Source organism: Vibrio sp. CCB-PB317, assembly GCF_022808245.1.
GTDB lineage: Bacteria > Pseudomonadota > Gammaproteobacteria > Enterobacterales > Vibrionaceae > Vibrio > Vibrio diabolicus.
The window spans coordinates 800,696-820,739 of the sequence record NZ_JALGNU010000003.1; the positions used below are offsets into that span (position 1 = coordinate 800,696).

The 20,044-nt window shown below is 46.5% G+C and carries 18 protein-coding genes and 1 pseudogene; 9 read left to right on the forward strand and 10 right to left on the reverse strand.

What is annotated here, in order from left to right; all coding sequences use genetic code 11:
- Window positions 1-54: 54 nt before the first annotated feature.
- From MTR11_RS20920 to dsrO, 9 genes are all read right to left on the reverse strand, one after another.
- Window positions 55-294, reverse strand: a complete 240-nt coding sequence (locus tag MTR11_RS20920; protein WP_005397103.1) for a hypothetical protein — start codon at window positions 292-294, stop codon at window positions 55-57.
- 207 nt (window positions 295-501) lie between these two features.
- Window positions 502-1,080, reverse strand: coding sequence for a membrane integrity-associated transporter subunit PqiC (locus MTR11_RS20925; protein ID WP_243328317.1), 579 nt, complete (start codon window positions 1,078-1,080; stop codon window positions 502-504).
- Window positions 1,080-2,726 (reverse strand): intermembrane transport protein PqiB, encoded by a 1,647-nt coding sequence (gene pqiB, locus MTR11_RS20930; RefSeq protein WP_150919123.1) that lies wholly within the window; start codon window positions 2,724-2,726, stop codon window positions 1,080-1,082. Before pqiB ends, MTR11_RS20925 begins: the two co-directional genes overlap by 1 nt.
- Window positions 2,719-4,050 (reverse strand): paraquat-inducible protein A, encoded by a 1,332-nt coding sequence (locus MTR11_RS20935; protein WP_006742665.1) that lies wholly within the window; start codon window positions 4,048-4,050, stop codon window positions 2,719-2,721. Before MTR11_RS20935 ends, pqiB begins: the two co-directional genes overlap by 8 nt.
- A gap of 305 nt (window positions 4,051-4,355) precedes the next feature.
- Window positions 4,356-5,408, reverse strand: coding sequence for a c-type cytochrome (locus tag MTR11_RS20940; RefSeq protein WP_243328318.1), 1,053 nt, complete (start codon window positions 5,406-5,408; stop codon window positions 4,356-4,358).
- An 8-nt stretch (window positions 5,409-5,416) separates the two neighbouring features.
- On the reverse strand, window positions 5,417-5,980 hold the full coding sequence (locus tag MTR11_RS20945) for a c-type cytochrome (protein WP_371845262.1): 564 nt from the start codon (window positions 5,978-5,980) through the stop codon (window positions 5,417-5,419).
- Window positions 5,981-6,192: 212 nt separating this feature from the next.
- Window positions 6,193-9,285 (reverse strand): tetrathionate reductase subunit A, encoded by a 3,093-nt coding sequence (locus MTR11_RS20950; protein WP_243328319.1) that lies wholly within the window; start codon window positions 9,283-9,285, stop codon window positions 6,193-6,195.
- Window positions 9,286-9,302: 17 nt separating this feature from the next.
- Window positions 9,303-10,433: an NrfD/PsrC family molybdoenzyme membrane anchor subunit gene (gene nrfD / locus MTR11_RS20955; protein ID WP_243328320.1), complete on the reverse strand. Its 1,131-nt coding sequence runs from the start codon at window positions 10,431-10,433 to the stop codon at window positions 9,303-9,305.
- Window positions 10,430-11,197, reverse strand: a complete 768-nt coding sequence (gene dsrO, locus MTR11_RS20960; RefSeq protein ID WP_243328321.1) for a sulfate reduction electron transfer complex DsrMKJOP subunit DsrO — start codon at window positions 11,195-11,197, stop codon at window positions 10,430-10,432. The genes nrfD and dsrO overlap by 4 nt, the downstream gene beginning before the upstream one ends.
- 178 nt (window positions 11,198-11,375) lie before the next feature.
- Between dsrO and MTR11_RS20965 the strand changes: the two genes are divergently transcribed.
- The 5 genes from MTR11_RS20965 (at window position 11,376) to MTR11_RS20985 (ending at window position 17,027) form a co-directional block, all read left to right on the forward strand.
- The gene (locus tag MTR11_RS20965; protein ID WP_243328322.1) at window positions 11,376-13,208 is read left to right on the forward strand and encodes a sensor histidine kinase; all 1,833 of its coding nucleotides are present in this window, start codon (window positions 11,376-11,378) and stop codon (window positions 13,206-13,208) included.
- Between the two features lie 25 nt (window positions 13,209-13,233).
- Window positions 13,234-13,836, forward strand: coding sequence for a response regulator transcription factor (locus MTR11_RS20970; protein WP_047010025.1), 603 nt, complete (start codon window positions 13,234-13,236; stop codon window positions 13,834-13,836).
- A gap of 102 nt (window positions 13,837-13,938) precedes the next feature.
- A complete protein-coding gene (locus MTR11_RS20975) occupies window positions 13,939-14,337 on the forward strand; it encodes a hypothetical protein (RefSeq protein WP_145473703.1) in 399 nt (132 codons plus the stop codon).
- A 66-nt stretch (window positions 14,338-14,403) separates the two neighbouring features.
- Window positions 14,404-16,515 (forward strand): protein-disulfide reductase DsbD family protein, encoded by a 2,112-nt coding sequence (locus tag MTR11_RS20980; RefSeq protein ID WP_243328323.1) that lies wholly within the window; start codon window positions 14,404-14,406, stop codon window positions 16,513-16,515.
- Entirely contained in the window at window positions 16,512-17,027 is a 516-nt protein-coding gene (locus MTR11_RS20985; RefSeq protein WP_025509204.1) for a protein disulfide oxidoreductase, read from the forward strand. Before MTR11_RS20980 ends, MTR11_RS20985 begins: the two co-directional genes overlap by 4 nt.
- A gap of 49 nt (window positions 17,028-17,076) precedes the next feature.
- Here MTR11_RS20985 and MTR11_RS20990 read toward each other — a convergent pair whose 3' ends face one another.
- The gene (locus tag MTR11_RS20990) at window positions 17,077-17,610 is read right to left on the reverse strand and encodes a hypothetical protein (RefSeq protein ID WP_243328324.1); all 534 of its coding nucleotides are present in this window, start codon (window positions 17,608-17,610) and stop codon (window positions 17,077-17,079) included.
- A gap of 399 nt (window positions 17,611-18,009) precedes the next feature.
- On the opposite strand from MTR11_RS20990, the pseudogene MTR11_RS20995 reads away from it, so the two are divergent.
- The 4 genes and pseudogenes from MTR11_RS20995 to MTR11_RS21010 all read left to right on the forward strand — a co-directional run.
- Window positions 18,010-18,222: pseudogene (locus MTR11_RS20995) on the forward strand (class I SAM-dependent methyltransferase); the annotation flags it as partial.
- A gap of 25 nt (window positions 18,223-18,247) precedes the next feature.
- On the forward strand, window positions 18,248-19,003 hold the full coding sequence (locus MTR11_RS21000; protein ID WP_243328325.1) for a class I SAM-dependent methyltransferase: 756 nt from the start codon (window positions 18,248-18,250) through the stop codon (window positions 19,001-19,003).
- A gap of 19 nt (window positions 19,004-19,022) precedes the next feature.
- On the forward strand, window positions 19,023-19,448 hold the full coding sequence (locus MTR11_RS21005; RefSeq protein WP_053306385.1) for a GNAT family N-acetyltransferase: 426 nt from the start codon (window positions 19,023-19,025) through the stop codon (window positions 19,446-19,448).
- Between the two features lie 3 nt (window positions 19,449-19,451).
- Window positions 19,452-20,012 (forward strand): GNAT family N-acetyltransferase, encoded by a 561-nt coding sequence (locus MTR11_RS21010; protein WP_140116099.1) that lies wholly within the window; start codon window positions 19,452-19,454, stop codon window positions 20,010-20,012.
- Window positions 20,013-20,044 lie beyond the last annotated feature (32 nt).

Genomic DNA, 20,044 nt, shown 5'->3' on the forward strand with positions numbered 1-20,044 from the left:
TAGCGGCGATAAAATGAAAGCCCCGGTAATTAAGTTACAGGGGCTTTTTTATTTTTACTTAACTAAGTAAGACGCTTCTAAAAGGTAGGTTTTCACATCACCAAGCAAAGAGAAGGCCTTGTCGATGGTTTTAAATCGCTCATCAAGTGAGTCACTAGATATAAGTTGGCTGAACGTTTTTACCGAGAAAGCTTCGTTTGCTTTAAAGAACTGATGCACATTTTCAAGCTGAACTTTATGAATATGCTCCACCTTATTTAGGGCGGTGGTTAAATCGGAAATGTTAATCGACATTGCTACTCAAGAACCTTATCAACAAGACCTCTACATAAGGTCATAGGATGGGGCTTTATATTTTGCCGTAGAGTAGCACCAAAGAACGGATTGCAGTCTGACTAAGATCAATTTGTCTCGCTTGATTATCTACATCTATTTCGATCGAAAAACTTCTCGCAGCACAAAAAAGGGAAGCAACTTGCTTCCCTGTAATTAACATCGATCTTAGATTTTTTTGGCAATGTCCGAAGTCAGTTCTTCCAACCCGACGGATAGTGCGTCGACAAGTGCTCCATAGCCTTCGTCCTGTAGAGGCTGAGAGATTTGTATTGGTGCACTCTTTTCTACCTTACCTTCAGCATTAATGAGTAACCATTCCCCCTCAATTTCGATATTGCCTTTGTAGCTACCATTAAATTTATTTAACGTAAGCTGTAGTTTGGCTTCACCATTTTGATCCAACAGGTTGATCATTTCAGTCGGCCAGTAATGAGTCTGTTTGTGGCGTAGTTCTGTGACGACTCTCTGAGTGATTTGCTCGGAAATACTATGCGCCCATTGATTGTTTCTTGCCTGGATAACTTGAGTCTCAGAGGTTCGGTAAACGATACCACTGTCGTTTAAATAACTTGCCAGTTTTACTGGACGAACAACTAAAGTAGGGCGCTGTGAGATATCAGAAGAGCTCAGCGTCACTGGTTCCGCCTTAGGTAGAAGGTACAAAGCCCCTTTAGTTTCTGGAGCGCTACTGCAACCCGTTAGACCGACAAATAGCGCGATAGACAAAAAGAATACTCGTTTCATTAGTTTTGGCCTTTAACTGGGATTGGGTCACTGATTTCATCTTCTCCAAACACGAGAGAGTTTGGCTTTTCGTTTAGCTGTTTAAGTACGGGTTTAAACTCTGTCATCACGCTTTCTAGTTCTTTGAGCGTGGCTTCCATTTCATTGTACATGGTTGAGTTTGGTCCATAACCATCGAGTGTTTTTTGCAACTGCTGCAAGCTTTGGCGAATATCTGTTGGGATCTCTTGCGTCTCTTTTTGATTTAAAAGTTTATCAATACTGTCCGCGACACGTTCTGCTGACGCCAACGTCTTTTCCGACGTTTTTAACGTTGAATTGAGAGAGTTAAGCGTTTCTTCCATTGGTAAGCTATTAATCTTATTTAGGAAGTCATTAACTTGGCGCTGAACTTGGGCAAAACCACCACGCATGGTTGGAAATACATCTAAACCTTCAAAGTCACTTGGAACGTACTGATCATCATTAGGATAAAAGTCTGCATCAATATAAAGCGCGCCAGTTAACAAGTTACCAGTCTTTAAGGTGCCACGGAGACCGCGAGCAAACTCTTCCTTCAACTTTTCTTTGAACATAGATAAAGATTGGGATTCTAAATCTCCGTACACTCGACCGAGCTCAACGCGCACCAAAACTGGAATTTTTTTCGCAGAGAAGTTTTCTTCTGGTGTTGGTAAACGCATCGGTACTCTCGTCACGGTACCGATACGAAGACCGCGGTACTCAACAGGCGCATTCGCTTTTAAGCCACGTACAGATTCATCAAATAACATGACGAACTCAATGTAGTCATCGTACATGCCTTCTCTCAGCTGCTTAATATCATCGTACAAGCGGAAGTTAACCATGTGTTCTGTGAGTGGTTCACCGGACTCAAGGCCTGGAACGGTATCGAAGGTAACGCCACCCGTTAGCATGCTCTCTAGCGAGCCAAACTTAACTTCAAACCCTTCGGCATTGAGCTGTAAATCAACACCAGAATTTAGCCAAAACTTAGTACGAGTGCGCACTAAGCTGTCATAAGGTTTGAAAATAAAGAGTTGATACAGCGCCTTGCGAGTATCAACATCAAAGCTGGTTTTCTCTACACGACCAACGGTAAAGCCTTTATAAATAACCGGGTCCCCAACACCTAGTTTGCCAGCTTCGCGGTGTGTTAACACAAGACGTAAACCTTCTGCATCAGGAGAAGCGACTGGTGGTACATCTAGTACTGTAAAGTGCTCCTTTTCTACTTTAGATTTACCCGGCTGAAGTTGGATATAAGCGCCAGAGAGCAAGGTCTCTAAACCTGAAACGCCATCACGGCCAATTCGAGGCTTCACCACCCAAAACATCGTGTCATCTCGCAGCATGCGCTCCGCGTCTTTATTCATCTGCGCCTTAGCGATGATGTGATCGTAGTTTTCACTGAGAGTGACTTCGGTAATCAGACCGACTTTAACATTCAATGCTCGGATCTCGGTTTTACCAACCTCAATCCCATCTGCGGTCGGCAGTTGGAGAGTAATTTGTGGGCCTGTACTGTTGATGTATTGGAACAGCATCCACGCTCCCATGGCTAGCGCAAGGATCGGGACAATCCAGATCGCAGAAATCTGCTTTTGCGGTTTTATTTGAGCGGTTACGTTGTTCTCATCACTCATATTTGGCTTTCTCGTTTAAGTTGTCAGAAATCGGCTCCTGCACTTCGTTTTGTGGCAACTGCCACAACAAACGTGAGTCAAATATCATTGCAGAAAGCATAGTGAAAATGACCACTGCCGCGAAAGAGAGCGCAGCAGGGCCTGGATAAATCGCCATTAAGTTTTGCAACTGAACCAGTGCAACTAAGATGGCAACGACAAAGATATCGATCATGGACCAACGACCAATAAACTCAGTTAAGCGGTATATCTTTAAGCGTGAAATACTTTCTTCAGGAGGAAGATATCGCGCTTTTTGCGCATTGTAATACAGCCACGCGAGTGCCAGCATTTTCGCCATTGGAATGAATACGCTAGCAAAGAAAATTACCATCGCAATAGGGTAAGAACCTAAATGCCAAAGCAGTATTACCCCTTCCATGATAGTCGAGCCTTCTGAATGTCCAAGGCTTACGGTATACATCATTGGATAAAGGTTCGCGGGGATATAGAAAATGACTGACGCAAACAAAAGCGCCCAAGCTTTTTGTAAATTATCTGCTGGGTTGTATTTATGAATAGGGCTTTTACAACGAATGCAGTATTGGTGCTTTTTCGCTTCAATTGGGTTGAGTTGGTGACACGTATGGCAACCAATATGGTTGTGGTTATGGTGCGTATCGCCCTCATTTACATCGGGCAGCACGATGGCTGGAATGAAGTGTCCCCAGAGCCAGCTTTTGTCAACCATAGAAATACATTTGACTACCAGTACGGTATAAACGCAGAACGCCCAGAATGAAGTCCCCATTCCAATGTCTGCCAGAGAAGCGATTTTAATTAAGCTGACTAATACGCCAATCAAGAATACATCTACCATCAGCCAGGGTTCGACTCGAAACAGAAGGCGACATAAAACTTTCGCCATTCGTTGCTGTTTTTTGGATGGCGTATGCTTACGCGCTTTTAATGCTTCGAGATGAAGAAAGAGAATGAGACCGACATAGATAGCAGGCAATACGACGACCGTTGCGAGAAGTAACACACCTAAAAGTACATTTTGAAATTCAGCCAGCATTTTGGCTGCATGCAATAAGGTGATTTCTTGCGATAGCCCTTGCACACTGAACGACATAAAAGGGAAAGAAATGCTTAACACCAACATGATCAAACATGCCGATGAAATGGCGATCACGCTTTGATAGGGTTTAGCATTCACTTTTGTCAGAGAATGCGCGCATCGAGGACATTGAGCTTTTTGCCCTTGATCGATATCGGGAATGCGGACGACAAGGCCGCATTCTTCGCATGAAATTAACTGACGGGAATTAGGTTGAATACTCATCGGGTAGGTTTTGGATTCATTTGTCCTAAGAATACTCTTTTTTCATTAGGCACGCTTGTTTTGATTCAGGAGTTTACGAGTTTCTTACTTTTGGCATCATAGTATATGGAAGCTCTAAGATATAAATAAAGTTGCGTTTGGCGCACTATTTTACTGAGAAGATGGGTATGTTGGAAGCCGAAAACCACTTAACGTTGCTGGTTTGGAGAGGGTAAGTGAATTGCTTCAGGAGAGTAAATCAACCCTGCCCAGAGAACCTGGGCAGGGAGGTGGGAGCACTGGTATTTAAGATGAACGGTTGTTTTTTACTCGACGGTTCCGCTCTTGAAAGCATTAGAGCCGACTTGCTTCCCACTAAGTGTTTTTCCGTAATAGCCTTGATGTTGGTGATATCTCTCTGCGTTTGCGCCTACGTTGCCTTTAAATCGAGGATCTTGTGGACGCTCGTGGCTATTGACATATGCCGCGACATCCCACGCTTCTTGTTTGCTTAACTGGACACTTTTCCCAAGCGGCATGTTTTCGTAAATAAAATAGGCCGCGGTGTTAATCCGGTGCATACCTGCACCCCAGTTATACGCATATTCACCCCAAAGTGGTGGAATGTATGAATGACCGTCGGTGCTTTTGATGCCTGAACCGTCGGCGCGATGACAAGCCTCACAGTTCTTTTTGTAGACCAGTGCGCCTCGCTCTGGTGATGGTTCTTGCTCAGGGGCGGCGATTTTTGGGTAGCCACGTCCAGAGAGATTACCTCGCTTTTCAATTGGTAATGCTTGTGCGATGGCTTCTGGCAACGGGAAGTCTTTTACTTTTCCACCTACTTGCAACGCTTTTGCGTCTAGCTCTGGAATGGGTTCATCCGCCATACCATGTTTGTCAAGCAAGCCGCCCATTGTTAACCAATAAGCGTAAGCGCTGAGGGCAACAATTTCGGGTGAGTCGTAAGCGGGGGCTTTGCCGTTCATGGAGTATTCGAAGCAACCTTGAATACGGTCTGCGTAGCTGTTTACGCGATCGTTTTTCTTACGATAAGCCGGGTAGGCCATGTACGCCGCCCACAGCGGTGCTGCATTGGCTTTTCGTCCTGCTTCCATATGGCAGTTCACACAGTTTTGCTCATTGCCAACGTATTTGCCGCGCATCTGTTGCGAGTTAACAAAGAGCGAGTAACCACGTTTTACTTGCTCACCAAATGCGGTGTTTGGAATTTTACTCAGATCGCGAGGCTGCAAATATTCACCGTGATTTTCTTTTTTCACAGCTGGCAGTTCAGTTTGACGATCCGGCAGTGGCTCGTTGGCCAAAGTAGCAGCAGAGATGAGAGGTAATGCGAACAAAGAATAGAAACGTTTCATGTCTGCTCCTAGTAACGTAATGAGGCAAAGTAGTAGGAAAGGTTTTCAATCTCTTCGTCAGTGAGATTTTTCGCGATAGTACCCATCATATTGAGCGGGTCACCACTGCGAGTGCCGTTTTTCCATGCCATCAATTGCGTTTTTAAGTAATCAGCATGTTGGCTTGCGAGGCGAGGGAATTTGTCGACGCCCATTCCGCTGGCTCCATGACAAGTCGCGCAAGCTGGAATGTTTCTATCCCAATCACCTTGGAAGATCAATTTACGATACGGGTTACGAATGTTGGCTTGGTCGCCGCGTTGCTCTGGGTTAGTGAACTCGTAGCTTGGAAGGTTAGCAAAGTAATCCATGACTTCTTTACGAACGGCAGGATCGCTAAGCTCTTTCGCCATGCCTTGCATGACTACGTTTTGTCGTTCGCCACTAAGGAAGAGTTCTATTTGGGTGTTGAGATAATTCGCGTTCAGACCGGCAATCATAGGCGCAATGTTTGGTTGACCCATACCATCTTGGCCGTGACAACCGCTGCATACGCTGGCTTTTTCAGGAATAGACGAGGCGCTTGCGCCCATTGTGGTTGCCAGCAAACAGGCCGTCACCACAGGTAGTATTTTTGACATGCTGACTCACTTTAATTGTTATTAATATCTCCAAGTGTCTACTGTGATAGTGACTTGGGTGCTGTATTGTCGGCTTTGTCAATAACTAAAGGTATTGTGGATTTCCACATATTTAGAGGATGTGAAGAGCCGCTAAATGGCAGCTCTTCAGGTTTGGTTGTCTACTAAGCTTTGCGGATTTTGGCTGGTAATGATTGGCGAGCCGCTGCGCCCACAACCCAATCCAACAACACGCCTTTGCCTTCTCGGGTTGGGTCGATTAAGCCAATGTCGTTAATGTTGACGCCATCTTGGCTGTGCGTTTTGACAGGTTGCTGTTTATCGCCAATCCAGTGCGAGCGTTGTCCTAGCTCGGTATGACCAAACCCATGTTCAAATCCGAGTGTGCCAGGGCGAATTCCGCTGACTATCATCGCAAGTGCTTTGGTGCTTGCAGATGGAGTCTCGATAACAAACTCATCACCCGTTTTAATGCCTGCGCGTTCGGCATCGATTGGATGGATGTACACTGGGTTTACGCCTTTAATCGAGTTCAACCTTGGCGATAGGTTGGACACCGCACTGTGAATGTTGGATTTAAAGTTAGTCAGGCTGAAAGGCCATTCTGAGCTTGGGAACTGGTCTTCCATTGGTGTGCCGTCGGCCAGCTTTTGTGGATGCCATGTTGGGCAACCGGTGTAGAAATCCCCCGTCATAGTGTTTCTTGCGCTGCCGACACGTTCATTCCATATCGCAACAGGTCGTGTCCATTTGTGCTTCATTTGCTCACCTTGATACGCTTCGCTGGCATTTTCAAAGCGTCCGCCGCGAGCAAAAATAAACGCCACACGTTTCATCTCATCTGCTGTCAGCGTCTTCTGCATGGCTGGCATTAAACGCTCTAGGCCGGACCACGCAATGTCTTCTGCCGAAACTTCAGGCACGCCGCCTTTCACATAAGCCAAGTTTGCCGCGGAACGTAAGTAGAAGTCTTCAGCGCTGTGGAGAGCGTGCCAATTCCCTTGTGCATCTTGAATTGCGTTGTCACCAAAGCCGCCTAGTTGCATTTTCTTAGCGACATCAATCAGAAAGTTCTCTAAGCAAATCGATCGACCGTCGGCGGTTTTCTCTGTTCGCGCTTCCACAATCGGCCAACGAGCGGTGACGGTTTTCACCGGAACGTCGTGCCAAGGCGTTGCCATACCCCAGCTTTCGTAGGTGACCGTGTCCGGCACAATATAATCCGACAATGCGGTGGTTTCGTTAATGAACGCATCAACAGACACAATCAAACCGAGTTGTTTTGGATCTTTAAGCTTGTCTTCCAGCAGCGTTTTCAAACCGGGCACACCATACATTGGGTTCGCCATGTGGTTGATCCACGCTTTTACGCGGTATGGATAACCATCAATAGCCGCAGACAGATGCTCCGTCAGCAGTGGCGCGGCGAACGGATACCAAGGCGCACGAGTAGGGTACGGAGATTCACCAGCCTCAACGCGACGTTTGTATTCGCTGGTTTTGTGGTATGGGAATTTACTGCGCGATAGGAAGACGCCTTTCGGGCCGACTTTGCCAGCAAACTTGGTGAAGTCGTAACGAGGACCCGCAGCGGAAGTTGGGTAGCCACCCGCTTTCGCCATCGCGCCGCCTTTCATGTTGATGTTACCAATCAACGCATTGAGCATCATGATGGTAAACGAGTTATAGAACCCATTGGTGTGCATGTTGCCACCGTGGGTATCGACCACCGCTTTTGTGCCATAGCTTGTGAAGCGTTTCGCTAGTTCTGCGATTTGCTCTACAGGGATCTCACATTGTTGACTGTAGAACGCAAGGCTGTATTTAAACGCCTCTTCTTTGAGCCTTTGCAGAGACGATTTTACGCGCACTTTGCCTGATGCAAGCGAAACCGTTTTATCGACAAACAGTGTCGCTTCCTCAGTTTGGGTATGAACACCAAATTGGCCACTTTGCTCTTCCACGATGACGTACGGGTCGGAATCAGACAACGCTTCGCCCTCGAATGGCAGATTCAGATCCGATGCGCGTAAAAACGTGCCGTTTCTCGGGTGCTGCTCATCGCTTATCACGAGATGTGTAGCATTACACCAGTGCGCGGTGCCTGCTCGTTTCATCGCGTTTGCCCCCGGCTGCGCCAAGAAGGTTTTGTTGTAGCGTTGGTTTTCGATGATCCATTGGATCATGCCAAGCACGAGGGCAGAGTCGGTGCCCGGTTTGATTGGTATCCAGCGGTTATTGTCACCTGCCGCCAAGCTCGATGAACCCGCAGGCAAACTTGGTGTGATGATGGTGTATTCCAAGCTGCCTTCTGTTCGCGCATTGGCGAGTTGGCGCGCCTGACGCTTAAAAGGGTTACCCGCTTGAGCTGGCGACATACCGATGAAGATGATGTATTCCGCATTATCAAAGTCTGGCTTTAAGTGTGCGTTCTTATCTAAATCGTTCATAAATGCGCCGCTGCCAGCACGAAATGCATAGCCGCAGTAAGAGCCATGATGCCCAAAGTTACGCGTACCATAGCTGTTGAACGCGAAGCGTTTGAATATGTCGTCTCGGCCTTCGTTACCAGCGTTGGTCATTAACAATTGGTTGGCTTTCGGTCCATATTCTGGGTTTTCAGGATCAACGGGCGTTGTTAAATCGCGAATGTCGCGCAAGCCATCAACATGGCCTTCACCAAATAAATCTCCGCCTTCTACGACTTCTTCTATCAATTGCTCGTAGCTGATCGGAATCCATTTCCCCTCGCCGCGTTTGCCTACTCGTTTCAGCGGCTGAGTAATGCGGTACGGACTGTTGCGAATTTCTAGCATCCCATTGCCACGAGCACAGGCGGTGGAGCGACCTTCAAGACCCGCTTCTCCTGCCAAACTTAAATAAGCATCTTTGACTGGAGTTTCGAACGGAATGTGTTGCTGATGAGACAATGGGTGATATGGGTTGCCAGTAATACGCAAAATCTCGTCGTTACGGTTATCAATGCGCACACGCAACCCGCACAGTGACCAACAGCCAAAGCACATGGATGGAGCGACGCGCTGATTTGGATTCGGGATTAAGTTGCCTTTGTTGTTGACCGTGTACTCTGGTTCAAGCGAGTTACCGTGGTGAATATCACGCGTTTTTTCTCCTGCGGTGCCTTCGAGCGCACCCTCGACCATATGTTTGGTAGTGGTGGCGTAACCCGCAGCGAATGCGCCAAGCCCACCCACTGCAATACCTGATTTCAAAAACTGACGGCGTTTGTTATCCATGATGAAATCCTCTTTGATTAGCGTTCAGTTAAGGTGAGTGATGAGGCTTTTGCTTCGATATTTTGTTTTGGTTGAACCAGCTCTGAGCCGAGCAGTGCCAGTGCAAGCCATAATCCGAGCATGCCGATAATGCCTATCCAACCATTTCCATCCATAGTGAGTTGGTATGGATAAAGCCCTGCATCAAATTTAGCGATGGTTTGTACTTCCATGATGGTAAACCAGCGAATCAGCCACGCGCTTGCCAACGTGATCAACGACAGGCACAACGAGCCCATGACACGATGTATACGAGACGTTGTTGACGATTTGGTGTCTCTCATCGTCATAAACGCGAAGGTAATGCTGCCCAAAATAACGAAAGTGAGCAGCGCTATGTTTTGTATCCATTGCTCACTGGAATAAAGTGAAAATGCGGAATTGTTAGATGCCCAAATCGGTAGCAGTATCAGCGTCAATACACCGCTGGTAACCACCGATTTCTTTAGTAGATTGGTATCGCCAGATGTCAGCGTTTTTGACTGACTAGGCAGCATGATCCAAATCAGCAGAGCGAAGCCGACTGCGCCCATAAAAGCAGTGACAAACCAAAGAATCGGCGATGCTGGTTGGTGCCATAATGAGCGTGATTTAACGACCGTAATTTCAGCGCCTGTGTAGACTGCAATGGTGATGCCTGATAGCACAGTGATGGCAGACACCATAAGCATGGCTCTACGAGAGAGCACCCACTCACCCAGTGATAGCTTTGAAATTAGAGGCAGTACTTTCCCTGGCTGATTACGTAAGTTGATCAGATCCTGGCGGAGATACAGCCATGCAGTCACTACCGCTAAACCTGAGAAAACAGGCAAGAAAAGCGACCCTAAAGACATCCATGACCACGGCGTGATGTGCGCGTAAAAATGCCAAGCGCGTCCCGGTTGGTGTAAATCACCAGTTAACGCCAATGGCCCCACGATGGCACCGATGGCCAGCGTCAGCACAAGTGCAGCGCGCAGTCTGTGGCTGGTGTGTTTTTCAAATAATAGGGCGATTAGGAATAAAATAGCGGCCGCATAAGCCGAACCGATGTAGAAGAAATACTGCACCGCCCACGGTAGCCATGCCATCGCTTGAGGTTGGACTAACACTTCGGTGATGTTCATGCGTGCTCTCCTTGTGGGTCGTAAATAGCTGGCTGCCCGTCGATATGGCTGGTAAAGCGTTCATCCATGCCGATATAAAATACATGTGGATTTGTACCTTCATTGGGTTTCAATACTTTGATGTCGTCCTGATGCTCTGTTATTAAGCGGCGAATCTCGCTTGTTGGGTCGTTTAAATCACCAATTACACGTGCACCGCCAACACAGGTCTCCACGCAGGCAGGTAATAGGCCTTGCTCTAGACGGTGAGCACAGAAGGTGCACTTATCTGCGGTGAGGGTGTCCTCATTGATAAAACGCGCATCGTAAGGGCAAGCTTGTACGCAATACGCACACGCTACGCAGCGACTGTTATCCACCATGACGATGCCATCTTCGCGCGGAAAGGTCGCTTGAACCGGACACACAGCCACGCAAGGTGGGTTTTCGCAGTGGTTACAAAGCCGAGGCAGCATAAAGGCCTTTGCTTCTCGCGTGGCTTTCGAACCGTCATCCAGTGTGACTTCGTATTGCTTTACGGTGGTCCGGAACTGGCCGATAGGCGCTTGGTTCTCAATGCTGCAACCCACGGTGCAAGCCTGGCAGCCGACGCATTTTCGCAAATCCACCACCATTGCATAACGTTTCCCCACTTGTCCTTTTCGGTCGGCGGACTGGTTATTTCGAATAATGTTTCCCGCGGTTGCCGTGCCAATGCCCGCGACTGGAATTAACGCGGCTCCGGCTGTGACCGCGCTGAGAAAGCGACGTTTGGTGGAATCCATAACTCACCTGCTTTTTTGTTGTATTTGAATTGACTGATTCCATTGTGAGAAATGCACCGCGAGGCTTATATTGTGGATTTCCACATACCCAGATCAAACTTGATCTAAAACAAATGTGGTTTAGGGAAGGTAGCTGTTATTCTTGTCGTACTCTCTTGAAGGAACGATTCGACTCATCATGAAAAAAGCACTGTGGCTTCAGCTTTGGATTCTTTGCTTAGTTGCCTTTGCATCTTTGGCTCAGGGCGCAGTTTCTGAACAAGCAGATCTGCAAGGAATGCAAGAGCAAAAAGCAGAGCAGCCACAGGCCAAGCAAAAAGTCGAAGTGGGCGTGTTAGCTATACGTGGTCATCTTTATGCCGAGCAGAGATGGCAACCGACCATTGATTGGCTCAATCAGCAAATTTCCGATGTGCATTTTGTCCTTCATCCCCTTAACTTGGATGAAATGGGCCAAGCGGTGAAGTTTCAGACCATGGATTTCATCTTAACTAACCCAGGTCAGGCAGTGCGGTTGGGTAGGCAATACGCACTGTCGTGGATGGCAACGCTAACCAGCAGAGCACCACAAAACTCGAATTACGGCATTGGTTCGGCGCTGGTGGTTCGAGCCAATTCAAGTTATCAAACGGTGCAAGATGTCTCAGGACGTCCTGTTGCGGCGGTATCAGAAAAAGCGTTTGGTGGTTATCTAACGATGCGCTATCAAATAGTCAAAATGGGGCTTAATCCAAACGATTTCTTTTCTGATGTCCGCTATCTTGGTTTTCCTATTGATGCCAACCTGTATCAATTACGTGATGGCAATGTGGAAGCGGCCGTTGTCCCTGCTTGTTTATTGGAACAGATGCTAAATGAAGGGCTTTTACAACCGAGTAATTACCGAGTTTTAAATCAACAGCCGAACGAGCGCTCGTTATGCGCTGTTTCCACACCGCTTTATCCTAACTGGTCATTTGCCAAAACAGAGCGCGGCTCAGCTCAGATCGCCAAACAGATTGCGCAAGTATTGTTAGCGATGCCACCTGAACACCCTGCGGTTATTGCGGCAGGCGCGTCAGGTTGGACGTCCCCCGTCAGCTTGCTGAGCATCGACAAACTTTATCAGGCGTTGGATCTCCATCCGTTGCAACAACCTTGGTGGAGTGAGGCTCTACGCTGGCTGCGTAGTCATCAAGAATGGGCATGGGCGCTGTCCATGTTTGTGATTGTATTGAACGCTTACCACTTTTGGCTTGAGTATCGATTTAGCAAGAGCAAGCAAGCGTTGGAGCAGACATCGTTACGCTTAAAAGAGAAAAGTGAACAACTAGAGCACTCGCAGAGAGTCGCGATTGTCGGAGAAATCGGTACTAGTCTTGCCCATGAACTCAATCAGCCATTGGCGGCTATTCGCAATTACAGTGAAGGCGGTTTACTTCGCTTGGCCAAAAAACGCCCTCATGAAGATATTGTTCCTGTGCTTGAGAAAATACAGGGGCAAGTTGAACGAGCCGATGCAATTATTCAGCGCTTAAGAACGTTGATCCGCAAGCGTGGTGTCGACAAAGCGCCGTGCGACCTTCAACTACTCATTGATGACACGATTGAGTTGCTCCATTTTCGAATGCAGAAGCAAAATATTTCGATTGTGACCAGTATAGAAGGGAACGTCCGTCCGGTACTTGTCGACGCTGTGGGCGTTCAACAGGTTTTAGTTAATGTGATCAGTAACGCGATTGATGCGTGTACTTTGTTCCAAGAGAAATATCACTCGTCAGGTTATCAAGGTAAAATTACCCTGCATAGTGACTACCAAGTCAATCAACTTTCCATTCGAGTATTGGACAACGGCACAGGGTTGCAGCAAGAGAATCCGACTCAAGCGTTTGTGAGTAGCAAAGAAGAGGGGCTCGGGCTGGGGTTAGCCATTTGTCGTGATGTAATGGAAATGCATAGTGGCGAGTTTCTCATCAGCTCGACAGCGCCACATGGCTGTTTGGTTGAGCTCGTGTTTCCATATCAAAACTAATCTGAACTAGGCATAGGAGCATTCAATGAGCAGCGGTGAAAAGCAGCTACCTGTTTTTGTAGTCGATGATGATGAATCGGTGCGTGACTCGCTCGCTTTTATGTTGGAAGAACATGACTTCAACGTCACCACTTTTGCTGATGGGCAGTCTTTCCTTGATGAGGTGGACGTTCAGCAAGCGGGGTGTATCATTCTTGATAGTCGAATGCCAAATCTTCGTGGTCAGCAAGTCCATCAAATTTTAAATCAAGCCAACAGTCCCTTGGCCGTTATTTACCTGACCGGACATGGTGATGTCCCGATGGCGGTCGATGCATTACAAGCTGGCGCGGTCAATTTTTTCCAAAAGCCAGTCAAAGGAGATGAGTTGGCACAAGCCATTTTGCAGGGGCAAGTGCAGTCGGCTGCAAACCTTGATATGGCGGCGGCAAAATCTGCGTATGAATCGCTCACTCCCAGAGAAAAAGACATTTTACGTTTGATCATTGCTGGTAAGCGCAACATTCGAATTGCTGACGAACTTTGCATTGCAATGCGCACGGTTGAAGTACACCGCGCCAACCTATTGAAAAAGTTCTCAGCGAAAACCGTCGCAGAGTTGGCATATATTTATGGCAAGCTAGATTAGAGCTTAGTGAGTGAAGCTTCTTAATGCTATTTTATGGATACAACTTGAGCTTTATGACGACTCGCGTATTATCTTCTTCGTTCCTACTTTATCTGAATTCTTATGAGTTTATTGACTAAACGACATCACACACCACATAAACGGGTGAAATGGCTACTAGCGATTATTGGCTGGGTGGTTGTCGTGTGTCTGATGCAAAATTCAGGTTTTGCATCGTCATGCTCTATGAAGTACGAGACGGTATCGCCTGCTGTTTCACTTACTGATGAGGGTTCGAGCGTCAAGTCGATTGATGCTAAAGAAACCAGCAAATGCGAATTGTCTGAAAAGTTAATTCAATTTTCTCAACATCAGATCGATGCATTTATTGTTGTTCTGTTTGTCGGTCTTTTGGCGTCGGCTATTTGGATGTGCTGCGCTTATATTCGCGCACAACATTGGACGGAGCCGATAGGTCGTAAGTATCGAGTCCATCTGACTTTCTGTGTATTCCAAGAATAAAAACGTGTTTTCTGACCAATAACGTCAGCGATTTAACACATTTTGTTTTTATTATTAGGAATTACTATGAATCAAATTACCAAACTGACTCAGTTCGCGTCTATGTTCTTTATGACGCTGGCTTTGAGTTTGTTCTCTCTGAATATTTCAGCACAAACTACCGATACCGGTTGGATGACCAACCCGCAACATCCTCCAGTGCAAACGCGCTTTGTATTAACGGGTCAACAAGATCCGCAAGCCAAAACACTTACAGGTTATTTGGATGTTAAGTTGAGCGGAGACTGGAAAACTTATTGGCGATCGCCGGGCGAGGGTGGTGTCGCGCCATCGATAGATTGGCAAAACTCGCAAAACCTGAGCAAGGTTGATTGGCAATGGCCATATCCGCAAAAGTTCGAGTTATTGGGCATTGAGACTCTCGGTTACAAAGGCGACACTTTGTTCCCAATGACGCTGCATATCGACGATATGTCGAAACCCGTCACGATTGATGCAGTGCTCACGCTTTCTTCCTGTACGACGATTTGTGTGCTGACGGACTACCAAATCCAATTGACGTTCTTACCTTCTGAGCTGAAAGTGGACGAAGACGTGATGTTCAGTTACGCCCAAGCGGTGAGTAATGTTCCTCAATCTTCTCCTTTTGTTGAGGTCATGCAAACAAACTGGGATGCGACTCAATCCAAATTACAAATCAAACTAAAGAACACGCAAGGTTGGCAAAATCCTCAAGTGTTGGTGGATGGTGTTGGTGATGCAATTCGTGACTACAGCTTCAAGCTTGAAGGTATACATCAAGAGGGAAATACCGTTACCGCGAGCTATTTGGTGGATACTTGGTTAGGCGATGTGGAGTTAAGTGATCAGTCGCTGTTTGTGACCATCAAAGACGCCAACTTGTTGGCAGAAGAAACCACTCAAGCAATAGCTGAGGCGATAGTAGACCCACTGCCGAGCACGTCTGTAGTGAGTATTTTTCTGTTCGCTTTGCTCGGTGGTTTGATTCTCAACATCATGCCTTGCGTTCTTCCGGTTTTGGGGATGAAGCTCAGTAGTATTGTTGCCGCTCAAGGTATCGAGCGTCGTCAAATCCGCGCTCAGTTTGTTGCTTCGTCACTTGGTATCTTAACGTCGTTCTGGATTCTCGCTGGCTTTATTTTTGCGCTCAAACTGACAGGTAATGCCATTGGCTGGGGCGTTCAGTTCCAAAGTCCTTGGTTTTTAGGGTTGATGGTTCTGGTCACAGGTTTGTTTGGCGCCAACATGCTAGGACTGTTTCAAATCCGTCTTTCGTCTGGCTCCAGTACATGGCTCGCGTCGAAAGGCGACAACTCGTTAGCTGGACACTATGTGCAAGGGATGTTTGCAACCTTGCTTGCTACGCCGTGTTCTGCGCCTTTCCTAGGAACAGCCGTGGCGTTTGCTTTGGGTGCGGATGTAGTTACGCTGTTTGCAATTTTCACCGCCTTAGCGTTGGGGATGGCGTTGCCTTGGATTATGGTGGCAATTTTCCCAAGCATTGCGCTTAAATTGCCGAAGCCGGGTCAGTGGATGAACGTGGTCAAAAACGTATTTGGTGTGATGATGTTGGCCACCAGCGTTTGGCTACTGTCTTTGATGGCCAATCACCTACCAGTGTTTTGGGTCATTCTCGCCGGTTTAGTCGCGTTTATTGTTCTGATGATTCGCGTTAAACGCGTTCATGGCGATAAAGCACTCGTGGTATCCGGCTCTGCATCGCTTATCTTAATTGCTGGCGGGCTGCTACTTGGCAGCGTCACCGCAAATCAATGGGCGACACCGCTTCCTGAGGACTTAGCATGGCAGAAGCTTTCCAACTCGGCGATCGAACAGCACGTCAATAATGGGCGAGTGGTGTTCGTGGATGTGACTGCGGATTGGTGTGTCACGTGTAAAGCGAACAAGATCGGCGTGATCTGGCAAGATCCTGTCTACTCATTGCTGCAAAGCCCTAATGTGGCGACATTAAAAGGGGATTGGACACATCCGGACGGCTCGGTAACGGACTTTTTACGAGCTCATGGGCGTTACGGTGTGCCGTTTAACATCGTCTATGGCCCGGCGGCGCCACAAGGTATCCCGTTACCTGTTATTCTGACTGATGATGTTGTTTTAAGCGCGGTGAAACAAGCGAGTGGGGGAACCATTCAATGAGTTCGACAAAGCAGCGTAGAACATTCCGATATTGGCTCGTTCAAATCGTACAGGTGGTGCTCATTGTAACCGCTATTTCTATCGCGATGGATTGGTATCGCACCAAAGATATTCCGAAACAGGAGGCACCACCATTGAGCTCAGTATTGAGCGATGGTGAATACTTCGATGCAATCGCGCAAAGTCATGAACAACCTGTCGTTGTTTACTTTTGGGCGACTTGGTGTCCCGCTTGTAAATTTGTAAGCCCAAGCGTGAGCTGGCTGAGTGATGACTATGCCGTAGTTGGCGTTTCTGGCTCATCGGGGCCGAATGAGCGCGTGGCGCAGTTTATGCAGGCAAAAGAATATCGTTTTGAAAACATAAACGATCCTTCAAGCGATATTATGCGTGAATGGAAAATTAGCGTGACTCCAACCATTTATATTTTAAGAAATGGTGAAGTGACCTCTATTACGACAGGCATCACAACGCCGATAGGAATATTGGCGAGAATTTGGTTGGCTCGATAATGAAATAAAAATCCGATATTCAAAATACTGAATATCGGATTTTTTCTTTTTATTTTCTCGCTCCAACGGGAATCATAATGTGTGCGTATGGCGTGCCTTTCCACATTACGTATGGGCCACCATAACTTGGGTCGGTTGGTAGAGAGTCGAGCAACGCTTGGTCTGGGGTAATAATCATCAAGTGTGGTCCTTCCACAATCCATTGATTATCGTCCGTCATCTCTTCTGCAAATGGGTCGGTGTTACTGGCACCGCCATCACCCGCTAACATGTAAGAAATGCCTAATGCTTTGGCTTGGAAAGGTTTTTTGTTCATCCAAGCGTCTGCCCATTCCATCCAAGGACCATCCATACACATTGGAGCAATGCCTTCCAATTGAGGTGGCGTTGGGAAGCAAGTGTATTGGCTAGAACCTTCTTGCAGAACATTATTGTTCCAGTCCATCACCGTTACTTTATCGCGAATAGTCGGTGGCGCTGCACTCAGTGCATCTTCTAAAAGTGCGTTTGAATCATCGGCTGCGAATGCGCCAAAAGCGCAGCTGACCGAAACAACAGCAGTTAAATAAGGAGTTAGTTTCATAAATTAAACCTCAAGTTAATACAACATGAGAATTTGAGCACTTTAATTATAGAATGATATTAAAAATAAGAATCATTATTTAAATGGAAAATAATAAGCGATAGGTTTGTTATGTTAATTTAAATATTGTTTTTATATACAGCGAATAGAATGATGGAAATAAGATTAGCTGAATAATCTAAGACAGATTATCAGGACATATTTTCTCTTTATGCACTTAAAAATTCCATCGGAATCACGGGCTAATACTTTCCAAAATTTCATCTATTTCTACTGGTTAGCGCTGAATAACCAGTCGGTTACGTTTCATAAAAAATTAGCCATTTAATAAGTGCTTAGGTGCGTATTGCGTGTTACATTCGAGCATCGTTCTGGTTATCAAGGAGGAAATGATGGATGTTTCAATACCACGCTCCGGATGGACAAGATTTGCCTCGAAATACTTATAGTGGATCGGTCGTGCATACGGCATATACCGAAAGTGAAGTTGAACAACTCTGTCAGCAGGCTGGGTTGGAAGTGGTTTCCCTAGAAAATGTGATTGGTTACGTATCTGGTGTTGGTTATGTGTGTCGATACTTGATGCTAGAGCTGAAAAAGTCACACCGCTGAAATAAGTAACAAACAAGGACTGTTTTTGAAAACACAAGATTTAACCGAGTTCGGATCGGGCATTGAATACGATGCCCAATACGAGCAGCATTACCATTACGACATTGCTTTCATCACAAGGTTAATCGAAGAAACCAATGCTCGAAGTGTACTGGATGTCTGTTGTGGTTCCGGCATTGTCACGATTCCAGTCTCTGAGCAACTCAACGAAGCCATTGGCATTGATATTTCTGAAGGGATGCTCAAACACGCAAAGGACAAAGCCAAAAGTAGGAGTAACTTACGTTTTCTTCATCTCGACGCAACCCAGTTTTCGTTAGGTAAGAAGTTTGACCTATCCATAATGACAGGGAATGCATTCCAAGCCTTTTTAAGTGACGACATGCTGGCAGGCGCACTGAGCTCAATATCAAAGCACCTAGAAAAAGGTGGGCGATTTGTCTTCGATACGCGTTTACCAACGCCAGAGAATCTAGAACTGGATCATGAGATGGCACTGTGGCAAACCTATGTTTCTCCAACTTATGGTGAAGTGAATTATTTAGGTATGAAGGCCGAGTATGACTTGCAAACGTCCATCATGTATTTGAAGAAAGAGCGCCATTTTGAAGGTGGAACGATTGAGTATTCCAGCATTGATTTAAAATATCGTCCGCTGGAAGACATAGAGGTTTTCCTTGAACAAACGGGATTCAGAATCATAGAGAAGTACCAGTCTTGGTCAGCGCAAGCATTTGAGGCGAATGCCAACTCGCTTGTCTGTGTGGCTGAGAAAATATAAATCAATGTTGAGGGATACAATGCAAGGGTTTCGAATTACCACGTCGTTAGATGACATGGATTTAGACGTTATCTACCAATTCATTTCAAACAGTTATTGGGGAAAGGGTATTCCAAGAGAACGCTTTGAGAAGTCTTTGCGCCATTCGTTCTGTTTCGCGGTTTTGGATGACGAAAATCAACTCGTTGCTTTTGCTCGGTTAATTACCGATCGCACCACGTTTGCGTATCTTGCCGATGTGTTTGTAGTGGAGGCACACCGTGGTAAAGGCATCAGTAAGTGGTTGATCTCAGAAATTGTTGCTCATCCAGAACTACAAGGCTTACGCCGTATGATGCTTGCAACCCGCGATGCTCATGGGTTGTACGAACAGTTTGGGTTCACTCCTATTGCTCCAGTAGAAAACTTCATGCAAATCTGGAAACCGAATGTTTATCAGAGCTAAATCATGATGAGAGTTGAAGCTCAACAAGTGGCAATCAGATACCTCAAAACAACAGACGCTGCTCCCCTGTTTGAAAACTATTTAGGCGATGAGCAAGCATGTCGCTTCCTCAATCGCCAAGCCCACCAAAATGCTAATCAAACCCTTGAAGCGATCGAAAGATGGCGCGCTCAATATGATCAAAAGTCTCCCAATCTATTAGTCTTCGCTATTGAAGAACTCACTTCTCAAACTCCTATTGGTTGTCTGGTGCTGATACCTGAGCAAGACAGCAGTGAAATCCATTTTGGTATTTCTGCTCGCTATCAGGGAAAAGGCTATGCAACCCAAGCCTGCAAACTTGGCGTTGTTTACCTGCAAAGCTTAGGTATAACGCGCATTCGCACTACCCCGCATATTGGCAACCACGCGAGTATTCGTGTGTTGGAGAAATGTGGCTTTATCAGCCAAGGCATTTTAAAAGCGCATGCGGTTTTTCCTGCTTTAGGACGTGAGGCGCAAGACTGTATGGATATGCGATTGAAGGATACAGAACTGCGCCATTTTGCACATTGTTCAGAATGAAAAGGGTGGCGGTTGAAACGAGCGGTTACAGA

Bases quoted from the DNA above. Each gene is read 5' to 3' on its own strand.
- MTR11_RS20920 (WP_005397103.1), bottom strand. From the start codon at position 294: ATGTCGATTAACATTTCCGATTTAACCACCGCCCTAAATAAGGTGGAG.
- MTR11_RS20925 (WP_243328317.1), bottom strand. From the start codon at position 1,080: ATGAAACGAGTATTCTTTTTGTCTATCGCGCTATTTGTCGGTCTAACG.
- pqiB (WP_150919123.1), bottom strand. From the start codon at position 2,726: ATGAGTGATGAGAACAACGTAACCGCTCAAATAAAACCGCAAAAGCAG.
- MTR11_RS20935 (WP_006742665.1), bottom strand. From the start codon at position 4,050: ATGAGTATTCAACCTAATTCCCGTCAGTTAATTTCATGCGAAGAATGC.
- MTR11_RS20940 (WP_243328318.1), bottom strand. From the start codon at position 5,408: ATGAAACGTTTCTATTCTTTGTTCGCATTACCTCTCATCTCTGCTGCT.
- MTR11_RS20945 (WP_371845262.1), bottom strand. From the start codon at position 5,980: ATGGGCGCAAGCGCCTCGTCTATTCCTGAAAAAGCCAGCGTATGCAGC.
- MTR11_RS20950 (WP_243328319.1), bottom strand. From the start codon at position 9,285: ATGGATAACAAACGCCGTCAGTTTTTGAAATCAGGTATTGCAGTGGGT.
- nrfD (WP_243328320.1), bottom strand. From the start codon at position 10,433: ATGAACATCACCGAAGTGTTAGTCCAACCTCAAGCGATGGCATGGCTA.
- dsrO (WP_243328321.1), bottom strand. From the start codon at position 11,197: ATGGATTCCACCAAACGTCGCTTTCTCAGCGCGGTCACAGCCGGAGCC.
- MTR11_RS20965 (WP_243328322.1), top strand. From the start codon at position 11,376: ATGAAAAAAGCACTGTGGCTTCAGCTTTGGATTCTTTGCTTAGTTGCC.
- MTR11_RS20970 (WP_047010025.1), top strand. From the start codon at position 13,234: ATGAGCAGCGGTGAAAAGCAGCTACCTGTTTTTGTAGTCGATGATGAT.
- MTR11_RS20975 (WP_145473703.1), top strand. From the start codon at position 13,939: ATGAGTTTATTGACTAAACGACATCACACACCACATAAACGGGTGAAA.
- MTR11_RS20980 (WP_243328323.1), top strand. From the start codon at position 14,404: ATGAATCAAATTACCAAACTGACTCAGTTCGCGTCTATGTTCTTTATG.
- MTR11_RS20985 (WP_025509204.1), top strand. From the start codon at position 16,512: ATGAGTTCGACAAAGCAGCGTAGAACATTCCGATATTGGCTCGTTCAA.
- MTR11_RS20990 (WP_243328324.1), bottom strand. From the start codon at position 17,610: ATGAAACTAACTCCTTATTTAACTGCTGTTGTTTCGGTCAGCTGCGCT.
- MTR11_RS21005 (WP_053306385.1), top strand. From the start codon at position 19,023: ATGCAAGGGTTTCGAATTACCACGTCGTTAGATGACATGGATTTAGAC.
- MTR11_RS21010 (WP_140116099.1), top strand. From the start codon at position 19,452: ATGATGAGAGTTGAAGCTCAACAAGTGGCAATCAGATACCTCAAAACA.